The sequence below is a fragment of the Massilia haematophila genome, assembly GCF_042647645.1.
Classification (GTDB): Bacteria; Pseudomonadota; Gammaproteobacteria; order Burkholderiales; family Burkholderiaceae_D; genus Telluria; species Telluria haematophila.
On the sequence record NZ_JBHRVV010000001.1, the window covers coordinates 4,617,879 to 4,634,811 of the forward strand.

At 66.3% G+C, this 16,933-nt stretch carries 13 protein-coding genes; 12 read left to right on the forward strand and 1 reads right to left on the reverse strand.

The window, feature by feature from the left end; translation table 11 throughout:
• Window positions 1-2: 2 nt before the first annotated feature.
• Window positions 3-1,634 carry a serine hydrolase gene (locus tag ACFOPH_RS20410; protein WP_379737083.1) on the forward strand — a complete coding sequence of 544 codons (1,632 nt, stop codon included), beginning with the start codon at window positions 3-5 and terminating at the stop codon, window positions 1,632-1,634.
• 344 nt (window positions 1,635-1,978) lie between these two features.
• Here ACFOPH_RS20410 and ACFOPH_RS20415 read toward each other — a convergent pair whose 3' ends face one another.
• Window positions 1,979-2,770, reverse strand: coding sequence for a class I SAM-dependent methyltransferase (locus ACFOPH_RS20415; RefSeq protein WP_379737084.1), 792 nt, complete (start codon window positions 2,768-2,770; stop codon window positions 1,979-1,981).
• Between the two features lie 397 nt (window positions 2,771-3,167).
• Between ACFOPH_RS20415 and ACFOPH_RS20420 the strand changes: the two genes are divergently transcribed.
• The 11 genes from ACFOPH_RS20420 (at window position 3,168) to ACFOPH_RS20470 (ending at window position 16,859) form a co-directional block, all read left to right on the forward strand.
• Window positions 3,168-4,805, forward strand: coding sequence for a TldD/PmbA family protein (locus tag ACFOPH_RS20420; RefSeq protein ID WP_379737085.1), 1,638 nt, complete (start codon window positions 3,168-3,170; stop codon window positions 4,803-4,805).
• 13 nt (window positions 4,806-4,818) lie between these two features.
• Window positions 4,819-6,153, forward strand: coding sequence for a TldD/PmbA family protein (locus ACFOPH_RS20425; protein WP_312548315.1), 1,335 nt, complete (start codon window positions 4,819-4,821; stop codon window positions 6,151-6,153).
• Window positions 6,154-6,348: 195 nt separating this feature from the next.
• Window positions 6,349-7,986, forward strand: a complete 1,638-nt coding sequence (locus ACFOPH_RS20430; RefSeq protein ID WP_312548316.1) for a TldD/PmbA family protein — start codon at window positions 6,349-6,351, stop codon at window positions 7,984-7,986.
• An 11-nt stretch (window positions 7,987-7,997) separates the two neighbouring features.
• Window positions 7,998-9,335 (forward strand): TldD/PmbA family protein, encoded by a 1,338-nt coding sequence (locus ACFOPH_RS20435; RefSeq protein WP_312548317.1) that lies wholly within the window; start codon window positions 7,998-8,000, stop codon window positions 9,333-9,335.
• A gap of 13 nt (window positions 9,336-9,348) precedes the next feature.
• On the forward strand, window positions 9,349-9,969 hold the full coding sequence (locus ACFOPH_RS20440; RefSeq protein ID WP_312548318.1) for a DUF4159 domain-containing protein: 621 nt from the start codon (window positions 9,349-9,351) through the stop codon (window positions 9,967-9,969).
• Between the two features lie 3 nt (window positions 9,970-9,972).
• Window positions 9,973-10,977, forward strand: a complete 1,005-nt coding sequence (locus ACFOPH_RS20445; RefSeq protein ID WP_379737086.1) for an AAA family ATPase — start codon at window positions 9,973-9,975, stop codon at window positions 10,975-10,977.
• Window position 10,978: 1 nt separating this feature from the next.
• The gene (locus tag ACFOPH_RS20450; RefSeq protein WP_379737087.1) at window positions 10,979-11,869 is read left to right on the forward strand and encodes a DUF58 domain-containing protein; all 891 of its coding nucleotides are present in this window, start codon (window positions 10,979-10,981) and stop codon (window positions 11,867-11,869) included.
• Window positions 11,866-12,846: a BatA domain-containing protein gene (locus ACFOPH_RS20455; RefSeq protein WP_379737088.1), complete on the forward strand. Its 981-nt coding sequence runs from the start codon at window positions 11,866-11,868 to the stop codon at window positions 12,844-12,846. The genes ACFOPH_RS20450 and ACFOPH_RS20455 overlap by 4 nt, the downstream gene beginning before the upstream one ends.
• Window positions 12,830-14,815 (forward strand): DUF4175 family protein, encoded by a 1,986-nt coding sequence (locus tag ACFOPH_RS20460; protein ID WP_379737089.1) that lies wholly within the window; start codon window positions 12,830-12,832, stop codon window positions 14,813-14,815. Before ACFOPH_RS20455 ends, ACFOPH_RS20460 begins: the two co-directional genes overlap by 17 nt.
• Window positions 14,812-16,329 carry a hypothetical protein gene (locus tag ACFOPH_RS20465; protein ID WP_379737091.1) on the forward strand — a complete coding sequence of 506 codons (1,518 nt, stop codon included), beginning with the start codon at window positions 14,812-14,814 and terminating at the stop codon, window positions 16,327-16,329. The genes ACFOPH_RS20460 and ACFOPH_RS20465 overlap by 4 nt, the downstream gene beginning before the upstream one ends.
• 56 nt (window positions 16,330-16,385) lie before the next feature.
• The gene (locus ACFOPH_RS20470; protein ID WP_379737092.1) at window positions 16,386-16,859 is read left to right on the forward strand and encodes a hypothetical protein; all 474 of its coding nucleotides are present in this window, start codon (window positions 16,386-16,388) and stop codon (window positions 16,857-16,859) included.
• Window positions 16,860-16,933 lie beyond the last annotated feature (74 nt).

Here is a 16,933-nt window from a genome sequence, read left to right on the forward strand (position 1 = left end):
ACATGAAACACCTCGCAGCCGCGATCCTGATCGCCTTTTCCGCCGCCGGCGCCTGCGCGTCGGCTACCGCGCAAACGGCGGTCGCGCCGCCGATCGCGCGCCCGGCCGCGTCAAACTACAACCTCGAACAGGACGTCAACCGCACCATGAAGGCCTTCGACGTGCCGGGCATCGCGATCGCCGTGGTCAAGGACGGACAAGTGATCGCAGCGCGCGGCTTCGGCGTGCGCAAGCTCGGCGAGCCGGCGAAAGTCGACGGCAAGACCCTGTTCGAGATCGCCTCCAACTCGAAGGCCTTCACCGCCGCCGCGCTGGCGATGCTGGTCGACGAGGGCAAGCTGAAATGGGACGACCCGGTCGTCAAGCACCTGCCGGACTTCCAGATGTACGACGCCTACGTCACGCGCGAGATGACCGTGCGCGACCTGCTGACCCACCGCAGCGGCCTGGGCCTGGGCGCCGGCGACCTGTTGTGGTGGCCGACCACCACCTTCAGCACCGACGAGATCATCGAGAAGCTGCGCTACATCCGCCCGGCGACGAGCTTCCGCAACAGCTACGCCTACGACAACCTACTGTACATCGTCGCCGGCAAGATCATTGCCCGGAAGTCCGGCAAATCCTGGGGCGACACGGTGCGCGAGCGCATCCTCGCACCGATCGGCATGAACACGACTACCACCAGCCTGCTTGAGAACGAGGGCAACCCGAACGCCTCGAACGCGCACAGCAAGGTCAAGGACAAGATCACGGCCGTCAAATCGATGCCGGTGGCGAACGCGGTCGGCGCGGTGGGCATCAACACGAATGCCGAGGACATCGCCAAATGGATGCAGGTGCTGCTCGATAACGGCCGCGTGGCCGGCGCCAAGGGCGCGGACGGCAAGGAGCTGCGCCTCTGGTCCGACGCCCAGGCGCGCGAGATGTGGACCGCGCAGACGCCGATGAAGATCAACACCCCGAAGCCGCCCCTGGCTGCAACGAAGCCGAACTTCTACGCCTACGGGCTGGGCTTCCAGCTGCGCGACTATAAAGGCCAGCTGGTCGCCATGCACGGCGGCGCGCTGCAGGGCTTTTATTCGCGCGTGCTGCTGGTGCCGGAATCGAAGCTGGGCATTGCCATCCTGACCAACGCCGAGAGCGGCGGCGCACTGAGCGCCCTGCAGTACCGCCTGCTCGACCAGTACATGACCGGCGCTACGCCGACCGACTGGATCAAGCTGGTCGCCGACCTCGAAGAGGAAGCGCATGCCAAGGAACTGGCGCGCCTGAAATCGGCCACGGATACGCGCGCGTCGGGCTCGAAGCCGTCGCTGGCGCTGGCGTCGTATGAAGGCCAGTACGAGGACCCGTGGTATGGCATCATGAACATCAAGCGCAACGGCAACAAGCTGCGCATGTCGTTCTCGCGCACGCCGGACCTCACCGGCGAGATGGAGCACTTCCAGCACGACACCTTCATCGTGCGCTGGAAGGAGCGCAACTTCAACGCCGACGCCTACGTCACCTTCTCGCTCGACCACGACGGCAGCATCGACAACGTCAAAATGAAGGCGGTGTCCGAGGAAACCGACTTCAGCTACGACTTCCACGATTTGCTGTTCAAGCCGGTGAAGGCAAGCGCGAAGAAATAAAGTGAAACGGGCCGATGGCCCGTTTTTTTATTGTTGGTGTTTCCCTGTAACGTCGCTTCATCGGTGAACGTGCTTGGAACGCTTTGCGGACCGTAGGGTGGGCACCCCGTGCCCACGCGGAACGCGATGTCATCGGCGGCCGTGTTCTGGACGCGCTGCGGGTGTCGAGACAGCGTGTCTCATGGAGCACACGCTAACGCCTCTCCCGGGAGACTGCCAACTCTGCGCGGAATGCCGGCATCAAATAGGAGCAGCACGCATCACGCTTCCGCGTGGGCACGGAGTGCCCACCCTACGCCATCGTCACCGCCATATCGAAAACGGGGCCATCGGCCCCGTCCTCTTTACTGCTTCACGAACTTCAGCGTCATGCGATCGCTCTCGCCGACCGCCATGTATTTTTCGCGGTCCTTGTCCTTGTTTGCCAGCACCGGCGGCAGGGTCCACACGCCTTTCTCGTGATCCGCCTTGTCCTTCGGATTGGCGTTCACTTCCGACTTGCCTGCCAGCTTGAAGCCGGCGCTTTCGGCCATCCGGATCACATACGCTTCGTGCACGTAGCCGCTCGAGGCCTTGTCGTCCTGCTTCATCGAAGCAGGCAAACGGTGGTCGACCACGCCCAGCACGCCGCCCGGTTTCAAGACCTTGTGGATTTCCTTGAAGGTGGTCTTCACCGCCTCGTCGCCGTTGCCGACCCAGTTATGCAGGTTGCGGAAGGTGAGCACCATGTCGACGCTGTTCGGCGCGGCGATGTCGTAGCGGGTCGGCGGCTCGAACACGCTGGTGACGACCTTGTCGTACAGCGCCGGGTTCGAGTCGAGCTTCTTCTTGAACGCTTCCCCGTAACGGTTGCCGGGCGCAATCGCCTGGCCCGCGCCGATCAGCTTGCCCTTGTCGCGCAGGTAGGGCGCGAGGATCTCGGTGTACCAGCCGCCGGAAGGCACCAGTTCCACCACCGTCATGTTCGGCTTGATGCCGAAGAAGGTGAGGGTTTCGTAGGGATGGCGGTAGACGTCGCGTGCGCGGTTGCTCTCGGCGCGGTGCTCGCCGGCGATGGCGGCTTTCAGCGCGTCGTCGGCCTGGGCGGCGCCGGCGATGCCGGTGGCCAGCAGGGCGGCCAGGATCAGTCGTTTCATGGGTCTAGGTCTCCGTGTGGTTGCGTGTGCTTGCAAGTGGTTGCGGGCCCGGCAGCGCCGTCGCCGTCGCGCCCGATGATCCGGCAAGCCATCTTGCCAGTCAAGCAAATCCACGCGCGCACCCCAGGCGCATGTCAATACGCCAGATAGGACGTATGTACTGTCCGCATCCCGTACGAGCGGACACTCGGACACGCCATGGACGTCCGCATGGACTGGACATTTCGAAATACGCCCGGCTGGTACAAAGATTGCCTATCCAAAATCTTTAGTTGCTGATAATGTTTAGCAGTTTGCCGTCGCGCTCGCCGCGACGACAGCCACGAGTTCTACATATACATACGCGGCTTGCCCGTGTGCGCGCCGCCCCCGAAGCAGGTTGAATTCAGGAGACACAATGGAACGTCGTACCTTTCTCAACATCGGCACCATCGCATTTGGTTCGATGCTCATCCCGGTCGCCGGACGCGCGATCGCGGCCGAGGAACTGATCAATCCCATGGCCGCATCGGCCAAGAAGGCGCTGGCCGACATCGCGCTGAACGCCGCCACCAAGGCCGGCGCTTCCTACTGCGACGTGCGCATCGGCCGCTATCTGAACCAGTTCGTCACCACCCGCGACCTGAACGTCGAGAACGTCGTCAATACCGAGTCGGCCGGCGTCGGCGTGCGCGTGATCGCCAACGGCGCCTACGGTTTCGCGGCCACGTCCGACATGACCGCGGACGGCATCGCCGGTGCCGCGCGCCAGGCGGTCGCGATCGCCCGCGCCAACGCCAAGCTGCAGTCCGAACCGGTGCAGCTTGCACCAGTGAAGGGCATCGGTGAAGTCGCGTGGAGCACGCCGATCAAGAAGGACTGGCGCACCGTGCCGATCAAGGAGAAGGCCGACCTGCTGATCGCCGCCAACAAGGCTGGCATGGACGGCGGCGCCAACTTCATGCAGTCGATGCTGTTCCAGGTGAACCAGCAGAAGTATTTTGCCTCGACCGACGGCTCCTACATCGACCAGGACCTGCACCGCCTGTGGGCCCCGATCAGCGCCACCGCGGTCGACAAGACGACCGGCAAGTTCCGCTCGCGCAGCGGCCTGGGCGCACCGGTCGGCATGGGCTACGAATACCTCGACGCCCGCCCCGAGCACAAGATCAAGGCCGCCGGCGGCGTCGCCACCCTGTACACCGATTCCTACGACATCATCGAGGATGCGCGCGCCGCCGGCCGCGACGCCAAGAAGAAGCTGACCGCGAAATCGGTCGCCCCGGGCAAGTACGACCTGATGCTCAGCCCCGAGCACCTCTATTTGACCATCCACGAATCGGTCGGCCACCCGACGGAACTGGACCGCGTGCTCGGCTACGAGGCGAACTACGCCGGCACCAGCTTCGCCACCCTCGACAAGTGGCAGTCGAAGAACTTCAAGTACGGTTCGCCGATCGTCAACATCGTCGCCGACAAGACCACCCCGGGTTCGCTCGGCGCGGTCGGCTACGACGACGAAGGCGTGCCCTGCAAGAAGTGGGACATCGTCAAGGACGGCATCCTGGTCAACTACCAGGCCACGCGCGACCAGGCTCACATCATCGGCGAGAAGGAATCGCACGGCTGCTCGTACGCCGACTCCTGGAGCAACGTGCAGTTCCAGCGCATGCCGAACGTCTCGCTGGCCGCCGGCAAGAAGAAGCTCACACCGGACGAGATGGTGAAGGACATCAAGAAGGGCATCTACATCGTCGGCGAGGGTTCGTTCTCGATCGACCAGCAGCGCTACAACTTCCAGTTCGGCGGCACCCTGTTCTACGAGATCAAGGACGGCAAGATCGGCCAGATGCTGGAGGACGTCGCCTACCAGGCCAACACCCAGGAATTCTGGAATGCCTGCACTTCCATCTGCGACGAGCGCGACTGGCGCATGGGCGGCTCCTTCTTCGACGGCAAGGGCCAACCGCCGCAGATCAGCATCGTGTCGCACGGTTCGTCGACCGCGCGCTTCAACGGCATCAACGTGATCAACACCGCTCGCAAGATCGGCTAAGGCAGGGAACGACATGACCATCTTGACCCAGGAACAAACCAAACGCATCTGCGACCGCGTGATGTCGCTGTCGAAGGCCGACGAGTGCATCGTCAGCATCGGCGGCAAACGCGCCGGTAACATCCGTTTCGCCCGCAACGCCGTTTCCACCGCCGGCCTGACCGACGACACCAGCCTGACCGTGCGCGTCGCCTTCGGCAAGCGCCAGGGCACCGCCAGCATCAACGAGTTCGACGACAAGTCGCTCGAGCGCGTGGTGCGCCGCGCCGAGGAGCTGGCGCGCCTGGCGCCGGAAAATCCGGAATTCATGCCGGCCGTCTCGAAAGCCGAATTCCGGGCCTCGAACACCTTCGTGCAGAAGACCGCCGACATCGACCCCGAGATCCGCGCCCAGGCCGCCGCCTACAGCATCGAGGCCTGCCGCAAGAAGGGCCTGGTCGCCGCCGGCTTCCTGCTCGACACCACCTCGTTCGAGACCATCGCCAATTCCAACGGCGTGTTCGGCCACCAGGCCCTGACCTCGCTCGACTTTACCTGCACCATCCGCACCGAGGATGGCCGCGGCTCCGGCTGGGTCAAGCGCTCGGCGCGCGACCTGGCCCGCTTCGACCCGCGCGAAGCGGCCGACGTCGCCATCGAAAAGGCGCTGCGTTCGGTCGATGCGAAAGCGCTGGAACCGGGCCGCTACACCGTGGTGCTGGAACCGGCCGCCACCAGCGATTTACTCGCCTTTATGTTCAACGGCTTCGACGCGCGCCGCGCCGACGAGGGCCGCAGCTTCCTGTCCAAGGCCGGCGGCAAGAACCGCCTGGGCGACAAGCTGTTCGACGAGAAGGTGAACATCTGGACCGACCCGTGGAACCCGGACGTGCCCGTGCTCCCCTGGGACAACGACATGCGCGCGCGCGAACGCGCCGCCCTGATCAAGGACGGCCGCGTGGCCGCGATGGATTATTCGCGCTACTGGGCCCAGCAGAAGAACGCGCGCTCGATCGGCAGCCCGGGCAACTTCATCATGGGCGGCACGGACAAGACCACGGCCGAGCTGATCGCGAATACCAAGAAGGGCGTGCTCGTTACCCGCACCTGGTACATCCGCATGGTCGACCCGCAATCGGTGGCGCTGACCGGCCTGACCCGCGACGGCACCTTCTACATCGAGAACGGCAAGATCAAGCACCCGATCAAGAACTTCCGCTTCAACGAAAGCCCGGTCACGCTGCTCAACAACATCGAGGAGATCGGCAAGCCGGTGGTGATCGGTGGCGACGAAGGTCCGGACCCGATGGTGATCCCGTCGATGAAGGTGCGGGATTTCAACTTCACGTCCCTCTCGGACGCGGTGTAAGAGTAGGCGCTGGCGCGCTTTTGTAGGGTGGGCACTTGTGCCCACGCGGATTGAACTTCAGAACAGCCGCGAATTCATTAGCGCCGATACGGGCGCCATGCGGAACGGTTTCGACATGCAAGCGCCGTACCGCGTGGGCTCAAGAGCCCACCCTACGAAAAACGCGGTCGCACCGACCGCCCCAACGGAGAAAAGATGGAACGACGTAGCTTCCTCAAAATCGGCGCCGGCACGGCGGGCGCCATGCTGGTACCGGTGTTCGGCAACGCGATCGCGGCCGAAGACCTGCTGAACCCGATGGCGGTCAGCTTCAAGAAAGCCCTGGCCGACGCCGCCCTGAACGCGGCAACGGGCGCCGGCGCGACCTACTGCGACGTGCGCATCGGCCGCTACCTGAACCAGTTCATCACGACGCGCGACCTGAACGTCGAAGGCATCACGAATACCGAATCGACCGGCGTCGGCGTGCGCGTCATCGCCAACGGCGCCTACGGCTTCGCCGCGACCAACAGCATGAACCCGGACGCCGTCGCCGGCGCCGCACGCCAGGCCGTGGCGATCGCGAAGGCCAACGCCCGGCTGCAGCTCGAACCCGTGCAGCTGGCGCCCGTGAAAGGCGTGGGCGAGGTCAGCTGGGCAACGCCGTTCACGAAGGACTGGCGCGCGGTCCCGGTCAAGGAAAAGGCCGACATGCTCCTCGCCGCCAACAAGGCCGGCCTGGACGCGGGCGCGAGCTTCATGACCGCGAACCTCTTCCAGATCAACCAGCAGAAGTATTTCGCCTCCACCGACGGTTCCTACATCGACCAGGACATCCACCGCCTGTGGGCGCCGATCACCGCCACCGCGGTCGACAAGGCGACCGGTAAATTCCGCTCGCGCGGCGGCCTCGGCGCCCCGGTCAGCATGGGCTACGAGTACTTCGACGTGCGCGCCCAGGACAAGGTGCGCGCCGCCGGCGGCGTCACCACGCTGTACACGAAATCCTATGACGTGATCGAGGATGCGCGCCTGGCCGGCAAGCAGGCGCGCGAAAAGCTGTCGGCGAAATCGGTCGAGCCGGGCAAGTACGACCTGGTGCTGGCGCCGGAACACCTGTTCCTGACCATCCACGAGGCCGTCGGCCACCCGACCGAACTGGACCGCGTGCTCGGCTACGAGGCGAACTACGCCGGCACCAGCTTCGCCACCCTCGACAAGTGGCAGACGAAGAAATTCAAGTTCGGCGCCGATCGCGTGAATTTCATCGCCGACCGCACCACGCCGGGCTCGCTGGGCCTGATCGGCTACGACGACGAAGGCGTGCGCGCGAAGCAGTGGGACATCATCAAGGACGGCGTCCTGGTTAACTACCAGGCCACGCGCGACCAGGCCCACATCATCGGCGAAAAGGAATCGCACGGCTGCTCGTATGCCGACTCGTGGAGCAACGTGCAGTTCCAACGCATGCCGAACGTGTCGCTGGCCGCCGGCAAGGCAAAGCTGACGCCGGACGAGATGGTTGCCGACGTCAAGAAGGGCATCTACATCATCGGCCGCGGCTCCTACTCGATCGACCAGCAGCGCTACAACTTCCAGTTCGGCGGCACGTTGTTCTACGAGATCAAGAACGGCAAGATCGCCGGCCCGCTGGAAGACGTGGCCTACCAGTCGAACACCCAGGAATTCTGGAATGCCTGCAGCGCGATCTGCGACGAACGCGACTGGCGCATGGGCGGCTCCTTCTTCGACGGCAAGGGCCAGCCGAGCCAGGTCAGCGCGGTCTCGCATGGCTCGAGCACCACGCGCTTCAACGGCATCAATGTCATCAACACCGCACGCAAGATCGGTTGAGGAGAGAAACGATGAAACAGCTGAACCAGGAAGAAGCAAAACGCATCTGCGACCGTGTCCTCTCGTTCTCGAAGGCCGACGAATGCAGCGTCGACATCAGCGGCAACCGCTCGGGCAACGTGCGCTTCGCGCGCAACAGCATCTCGACCGCCGGCCTGAACGAGGACATGGTCCTGACCGTGCAGGTCGCCTTCGGCAAGAAGTCCGGCATTGCACAGGTCAACGAGTTCGACGACAAGTCGCTGGAAAAGGCGGTGCGCCGCGCCGAGGAACTGGCACGTCTTGCGCCTGAAAATCCGGAATTCATGCCGGCGATCGGGAAGCAGCAGTACAAGCCCACGCCGACCTTTGTCCGCGCGACGGCCGACATCGATCCGGAATTCCGCGCCCAGGTCGCCGCCTACAGCATCGAGGCGGCGAAGAAAGCGGGCCTGGTCACGGCCGGCTTCTTCAACGACAACACGCGCTTCAACGCGATCGCCAACTCGAACGGCGTGTTCGGCTTCCAGGAACTCACCGATCTCACCTACACCTGCACCGCGCGCACCGAAGACGGCCGCGGCTCGGGCTGGGTGAGCCGGGCGGCGGTCGATGCGCGCCGCTTCGATGCGCGCGAGGCGGTCGGCGTGGCGATCGAGAAGGCGCTGCGCTCGGTCGATGCGAAAGCGCTGGAACCGGGCCGCTACACCGTGATCCTGGAGCCGGCCGCGACGTCCGAAGTGCTGGGCAATATGTTCTCCGCTTTCGACGCGCGCGACGCCGACGAGGGCCGCAGCTTCCTCACCAAGGCCGGCGGCAAGAACCGCCTGGGCGACAAGCTGTTCGACGAGCGCATCAATGTCTGGGCCGACCCCTGGAACCCGGAGGTGCCGGTGATGCCCTGGGACGGGCAGTCGGGCCTGGCGCGCCAGCGCACCGACATCATCAAGAACGGCCGCATCGCTTCGCTCGAGTATTCGCGTTACTGGGCGCAGAAGAAGGGCGTGACGCCGACCGCGGGCCACGGCAACATGATCATGGCCGGCGGCACCAAGTCGCTCGAGGAACTGATCGAATCGACCAAGAAGGGCGTGGTCGTCACCCGCACCTGGTACATCCGCATGGTCGATCCGCAGTCGCTCCTGATCACGGGCCTGACGCGCGACGGCACCTTCTATGTCGAGAACGGCAAGATCAAGTACCCGATCAAGAACTTCCGCTTCAACGAAAGCCCGGTCACCCTCCTCAACAACGTCGAGGAACTGGGCAAGGCCGAGGTGATCGCGCCGGACGAGGTGCAGTACCAGATGGTGCTGCCGCCGATGAAGGTACGCGACTTCAACTTCACCTCGCTCTCCGACGCGGTGTGATGGCGACCTGACGATGGCACGGTACGACTTTTACTTCACGCGCCTGATCTACGAATCGGGCGACTGGGACGTGGACATCCGCATGCCCAGCAACGTGCTCAATTCGCTGGTCGAGTACACCACCCTGAAGGTGGACCCGGCCGAGCGGATGGTGGCCTTGAGCGACCCGAAGATGCTCGAGGCCCCGTTCTGCTACCTGGCGGGGCACAAGCTGGTGCAGTTCACGCCAAGCGAGCGCAAGAACTTCGAGCGCTACGTGAAGGGCGGCGGCTTCGTGTTCGTGGACGACTGCAACCACGACATCGACGGCCTGTTCGCCAAGAGTTTCGAGGCCGAGATGGCGAAGATATTCGGACCCTCGGCCTTGAAGAAGATACCGAACAACCACCCGATCTACTCCAGCTTCTTCAAGTTCGACGGCCCACCGAACACCTCGGTGGAGCTGAACGGCTGGGGCGACGACCTGGTGCACGAATACCTGAAGGCGATCGAGGTGGGCGGGCGCGTGCGCGTGCTGTACTCGAACAAGGACTATGGCTGCGAGTGGGACTACGACTTCCGGAATAAACGGTTCCTCGCGGTCGACAATACCCGCTTTGCGGTGAACATCATTCAATATGCGTTGGGAGCTTGAGCGGTGGCTGAACAGGATGTAGTAGCGTGGAGTGAAGCGGAAGTGGCCGAGCTGGTCGCGAAGACGGCGGCCCTGAAGGCCAGCATGGGCCGGGTGATCATCGGCCAGGAACAGGTGGTCGAGCTGCTCGTCACCTGCCTGCTGGCCGGCGGCCACGCCCTGGTCGAGGGCGTGCCGGGTCTCGGCAAAACCCTGCTCGTAAAATCGCTGGCCCAGGCCACCGACATGCAGTTCCGCCGGGTGCAGTTCACGCCCGACCTGATGCCCTCGGATATCGTCGGCACCGAGATCCTGGAAGAGGACCAGGCCACGCGCCAGCGTTCCTTCCGCTTCCAGCCGGGCCCGGTGTTCACCCAGGTGCTGCTGGCCGACGAGATCAACCGCGCGCCGCCCAAGACCCAGTCCGCGCTGCTGGAAGCGATGCAGGAGCGCTCGGTCACCTTCGCCGGCCAGACCCACAAACTGCCGCGCCCCTTCTTCGTGCTGGCGACCCAGAACCCGATCGAACAAAGCGGCACCTATCCGCTGCCCGAAGCCCAGCTCGACCGCTTCCTGCTGCGCATCGACGTCGGCTACCCGACCGAGGACGAAGAGGTCATGATGGTCGCGAAGACCACCCATGCCGGCCTGCAGGATGCGGAAGCCGCGATGGACCTGGCTTCGCTGCTGCGCCTGCAGCAGCTGGTGCGCGACATCGAGATCGGCGACCACCTGGTGCGCTATGCCACCCGCCTGGTGCGTGCGACGCGGCCGCAGGAAACGACTGTCGCGGCAGTGAAAAAACACGTCGGCTGGGGCGCCGGTCCGCGTGCCGGCCAGGCGCTGGTGCTGGCCTCCAAGGCGCGCGCGCTGATGCAGGGCCGCCTGGCGGTCACGCGCGACGATATCGGGGCCATGCTGCTGCCGGTGCTGGCGCACCGCGTGCTGCGCAACTTCGAGGCCGAAGCCGACGGCGTGGCGATGGCCGACATCCTGCAAGCCCTGCGCAACGAGATCAAGGTCGACTGAATTGACGGCATTGGCTGGCTCGGCGCTGATCGCGCACACGACCGACCTCGACCTCGTGGTCCGCCACGTGCTGGCCGGACTGGGGCAGGGCATCCATGCCGGCCGCGAACGCGGCGCCGGCGTCGAGTTTTCCGAATACCGGGCCTATGCGCCGGGCGACGAGTGGCGCCGCGTCGACTGGAAGCTGCTCGCGCGCGCCGACCGCTACTACGTGCGCGAGGCCGAGCGCGACAGCCACGTCGCCGTCTGGCTGGTGCTGGACGCCAGCGCCTCGATGATGGAACCGAGCCGCAGCATTCGCGGCCTGGACAAGCTGGCCTACGCGCGCACGCTGCTGGGTTGCGTGGCGGCGATCGCCCAGCGCCAGGGCGACGCCTTCGGCCTGGTCGTGCTGTCCGGCGGCCGCTCACAGCTCGTGCCCGCCGCGCGCGGCCCGCGCCAGCTCCAGCGCGTGCTGGCCAAACTGGACGCGGCCAAGGCCGAGGGCGAGCTGCCCGACGCCGCCTTGTTGAAATCCAGCCTGCGTTTCGCGCAGTCGCCGGCGCTGGTGTTCGCCGCCAGCGATTTCCTCGACTTTCCCTCGCCGCTGTCGGAAGCATTAATACGCCTGCGCCACATGCGCCATGACGTGAGGCTGGCCTGCCTGCAGACCGAGGCCGAGTGCACGGGTGGCTTCGACGTCGATCCGGCCTACCGCGACCCCGAACAGGATGGCGGCGTCTTCCGTTTCGGCGCCGACCTGCGCGAGGGCTATCTGCGCAACCGCGAACAGCATTTCGCGGCGGTGACGGCCGCCTGCCGCGCCAGTGACGTGCCGATGATCGAAGCGCGCATCGAACAGGCGCCGGGCGAAGTGCTGCGCCAGTTGCTGCGTCAGGCGGGCCGGCAATGAACAGCCTGTGGTGGTTCGCCTTGCCGACCCTGCTGCTGCCGATCTGGTGGCACAGGAAGAAGCGCGTCCAGGTTGCAGCCGAACCGCTGGCCAGCGCGCGCTTCCTGCCGCGCACCGAGCCGCGCCAGATGCGCGTCTGGCGTTGGAAAGACGTGGTGCTGCTCATCCTGCGCTGCCTGCTGCTGGCCTGCCTGATCGCCTGGCTGGCCGATCCGGTGCTGCCGTGGCGCGGCAATACGGTGGTCGTCGCCGAAGGGACCGATCCGCAGTGGGTCGAGCGCCAGGTGCAGCAGGCCGGCTTCAAGGAGGCGGCGCGCCTGCCGCTACCGGCCGGCGACGCGCTGGCCTGGATCCGCGCGCACGAGCGCGAGTGGAAGCCGGACGCGCGCCTGCTGGTGCTGGGCGACATTCCGATGCCGGCGGCGCTGCCGCAATTCATCCATCCCCTCGAGCTGCGCACGCTGGGCAAGCCCGCTGCCCCGAGCGAGGTGCGCGTCGCCATCGTCGGCGAGGCGGGGCCGTGGCGCCGCATGTTCGCCGCATTGACCGGCCCGCTGCGCGTGGTGGTCGACGATGCGCCGAACGCGAAGACCGAACTGGTCGTCTGGAACAAGCCCGAGGCACCGCCGGCCGCGCTGCGCGCGCCGCTGTGGTGGGCCGCCGATGCCGGTGCTTTCCCGGAACTGGCGCAGGCGAAGGCCGTCGACGGCATCCGCTACGCCGACAGCGCGCGTGGCCGCGTGTGGACGGCCAGTGCCTGGCCGCCGGCCGACCCGGCCGCCGCGCGCCGCCTGCTCGAAACCTGGCGCCGCCTGCACTATGCGCCCGTCGCCCACACCGCGCCCTCATATACCTTCGCGCCGTCGAAAGTGCCCGCCGCCGAACACGCCGGCGGCGCCGTGCGCGACTTCCTGATGCTGGCGCTGATTGTCTTGTTTGCACTCGAAAGGATCCTGACCCATGCACGCCGACGCTGACATCGCGCAGCGCCTGTGGCGCGCCGCCGTGCTGCGGCGCCTGCCGCTGTGGGTGCTGGGCGCCTTGCCCTGGCTGTCGCTGCGCTTGTTGCCCGGCGTGCTGGCCTGGGTCGCCTGGTGCATGTGGGATGGCGCACGCCTGCGCCAGCGCGTCGACCGCGGCTGGATCGGCTGGCTGGACGCCGCCGTGCCCGAATTGGAGGACAGCGCGGCCCTGCTGGTCGATGCCGACACTCCGATCGCGAAGATGCAGCGCAGCCGACTGCTGGCGCGCATCGACGCCAGCCTCGACAAGAAAGCCGTGCGCGCCATCGTGCGCCGGCATGTCGACCTGGGCCTGAGCTGGCTCGCGCCCTGGCTGGTCTTTGCCTTTGTCGTCTGGTTCGTGGGCCAGCAGCCGGCGGCGTCGCAGCAGGCGGCACCGAAGGCCCCGGCACAGGCCGCATCCGCCGCCGAGGCGCCGGTACTGCTCGTCACCGCCACGCCGCCCGCCTACACGGGCGTAGCGCGCTCGACCGGCGCGCCGCGCCATCTCGAACTGCCGGAAGGAAGCACGGTCGCGTGGTGCCTGAAGAATCCCGAGGCCGGCGAAACCATCCTCGAACTGAGCGACGGCCGCACGCTGAACGTCGACGCGAAATGCGCGACCTTGAGCGTGACCGAATCCCTGTTCTGGCGCTGGCGCGGCGCGCGCTACACGCTGAAGGTGACGCCGGACGCGGCGCCGCAGATCACGATCACGCAGCCGACCCAGATGATCCAGGAACTCAAGCTTGACGCGCAGTCCGCCGCCATGGCGATCTCCGTGCGCGACGACTATGCGGTGCGCCGCGCCACCCTGCACCTGACGCTGGCGCGCGGCAGCGGCGAGAACATCAAATTTACGGACCGCGAGATGCCGCTGCCCGCCTCCTCCGACCCGCGCGTGCGCAACTGGGCCAAGAAATGGACGCTGGCCGAACTCGGCATGGAGCCGGGCGACGAGCTGTATTTCTTCGTGCGCGCCGTCGACAACGCCGCCAAGCCGCACACGGTGCAGTCGCCGACCTATACGCTGCGCCTGCCCGCACCGGAACAGGAAGACGAGGAAGTCACCTCGGCGATGCCGGTGCTGGTCAAACCCCAGAGCCTGCGCAGCCAGCGTCAGATCATCATCGACACCGAGCAGCTGATCGCCGACATGCGCTCGACCCGGATGGGCCAGGCGGAGATCCGCGAGCGCAGCGAGGCGATCGCCGCCGACCAGGGCCAGCTGCGCCGCCGCTACGGCCAGTTCCTGGGCGAGGAATCGACGCTGTTCGGCGGCGAGGAAGAGCACGACGATCACGACGACCACGGCAAATCGGGCGGCCAGATGGACGTGCTGCACGAGTTCGGCCACGCCCACGACGAGGCCGAGAATGCCACGCTCTACGACGAGGGCACGAAAAAGATCCTGCGCCGCGCGCTGGTGGCAATGTGGGATGCCGAAAAGGCGCTGCGTGCGATCACGCCGAAGACCGCGCTGGCGCCCGAGCACAAGGCCCTGGAAGCGATCAAGGAACTGCAGCAGGCCGACCGCATCTACCTGCACAAGACCGCCTTCGTGCCGCCGCCGATCAAGGAAGAGATCCGCATGACGGGCGACGTGGTCGGCGCCGCCAGCTACCGGCGCGAGCAGGGCGAAGCGCAGGATGCGATCCCGGCCCCGCTGCGCGAGCTGGTGCAGGCGCTGTCGCAGGACGGTCCGCTGCCGGCGCTGTGGACGCGCACCGCCCACGACTGGGTGCGCGAGCGCCTGGGCGAAGACGAGCAGCGCCTCGCCGCCCAGCGCGCGATCCAGGACGTTGCTGACGGATGCCTGCGCTGCCGCCCGGCCCTGCGTGCCTGGCTGCGCGCCGGCATCGCCCAGGCACCGGTCATCTTGCAGGCGAAACCGGTGGCGCGGACGCCGTTCACCCGCGCCTGGGGCGAAGGAGACAAGCCATGAGCATCGCCATCCTCGTCATCGGCGCGGCCAGCCTGCTGCTCTACCTGTGGCGCCGGCGCTGGTTCGAGGCGCTGCTGGTGCTGGTCGCGACCGCGGCGCTGTTCCTGCTGGTCACCGGGTGGAAGCTGCCCGGCGAACTCGGGACCACGCTGGCGATCGACCCGGCCAAGCCCCCGGCAACGCTGGACGGCGTGCGTGCGCTCACCCTCACTGGCGACGGCCTGCGCGCCGCCCAGTGGCAGGATTTGCCGGCGCGTCCGCTGGCATGGACGATGCCGGCTTCGAACACGCTGCGCCTGGACTTCCCGCGCCGCCTGGCGCTGGGCCGCATGTTCACGCTCACGGTCCAGCGCGGCGACAAGGCGCCGGCGCGTCTGCAGCTGCTGGCGGAAAACGGCCAGGTGCTGGCCGAGGTGCGCGGCGACGGCGATCTGACGGCCCAGTGGTTGCCGCCGCTGGCCGAGACGCTGGAACTGAAGGCGCGCCTGCTCGACGGCAAGGACAAGCTGCTGGCCGAGGGACCGGTCCCGGTCGTGGTCGAGGAAACCTTGCCGCTGCAGGTACGCGGCCGCTTCAGCGCGCCGTCGTTCGATGTGCGCGTGCTGAACGACCTGCTGGCCGGCAGCCGCGCCGTGATCGACTGGCAGGTCACGCTGGGCAAAACCGTCACCCGCAGCGAGACCGCGCGCGAGAAGATGGACAAGCCCGATTTGCTGGTAATCGACGCGGCCTGGTTCGAACGCGCATCCGGCGCCACCCGTAGCGCACTGCTGGAACAAGTAAAGGAGGGCGCCGCGCTGCTGGTGCTGGGCGGGAACGCCAACGACAGCGCCGTCTGGTCGCGCAGCGTGCAGCTCGCCCTGCGCCCGCAGTCCGCCGACGCCACGATCGGTTCGCTGGCCTTGACGGCCGCGCCCCTGAACCCGGCCGCCGCGCAAGCCGGCGCCTGGCTGGGTAGCGACGCCGTGTGGTCGCGCCAGTGGGGCCAGGGCCGCATCGGCTGGCTTGGCGCCGCCGACTGGCACCGCCAGGCGATCAAGGAGCCGCGCGCGCTGGCGCTGTGGTGGCAGGGCGTGCTCGATACGCTCGGCGTGCAGCGCAACGAAGAGGTCAATTGGCTCGCGCCCGAGGAAATGCCGCTGCCGAACCAGCGCCTGGAAGTGTGCGCCCAGGGCGTGCAGGGCAAGGTGCATTTCCCGGGCCTTGGTCAAACCCTGGAATGGCGGCGCCGCAGCGACCGGGTCGATGCTTCCTGCGTGGCCGTGTGGCCGCGCCAGCCTGGCTGGCTGCGCATGGAGACGCAGGGCGCCAAGCCGATGAGCGCGCAGCTTTACGTCTACGCGCCGAGCGACTGGCCGCTGTGGCAGGCGGCAGAGCGGCGCGATGCGACCGCACGTTATGCGGCGCGTACCTTGGCGCCTGCTACCCAGAATCAGGGCGCGCTGCCGCGCTGGCCTTTCGCTGTCGTGTTCGCGCTCGCCATGCTGTGCTTGTGGTGGCGCGAGCGGCGCTGAGGCGCCTGCCACTTCGAGCTGCCTGAACAGCTTCTACCGCCGGAGAAAGCCAGGTCATGAAAGTCGCATTCCATGCAAACGTCGTTGACGAAGATACCCGGGCATTAGCCGCTGCACTTGAGCCCGTATTGAAGAGCTTGGGGCAGGGGCTTGACGGCGATTATGGCGGCTCCATCGAACACCTATGGATCCAGATCGAAATGCTCGCGTATCTGGCAAGGGAAGACGGGCGGGCCCGTCATCCATTCCGGTTCCAGAAGCGCGTCTCTGGCCGTTCACATTTCGGGGTTCCGGCGAACCCTGACTGGTTCAATGTCGGCCATTTCAGCGTACGGCCGGACTTTGCGCTGCTTGCTTCGCGTCCTGTGGAACATGTGATCGAACATGTCTTGCAACGCGTTTATTGCGAATCCGCTGTGCTGTTGGAAAAGCAGAAAAAGCTCGGTGGTTTCGATGCCGGACTGTTTCGCGAACGCTTCCTGGTCGAGTGTGCCTCGCTTGGCTATCCCTTGATTCCCGAGCGGTGTTGAGCTCGGCGTCAGGCTGATCAGTCCATTTCCCAGCGCGAGGCGATGGTGGCAAAACGACTTGGTAAATGGGCGGT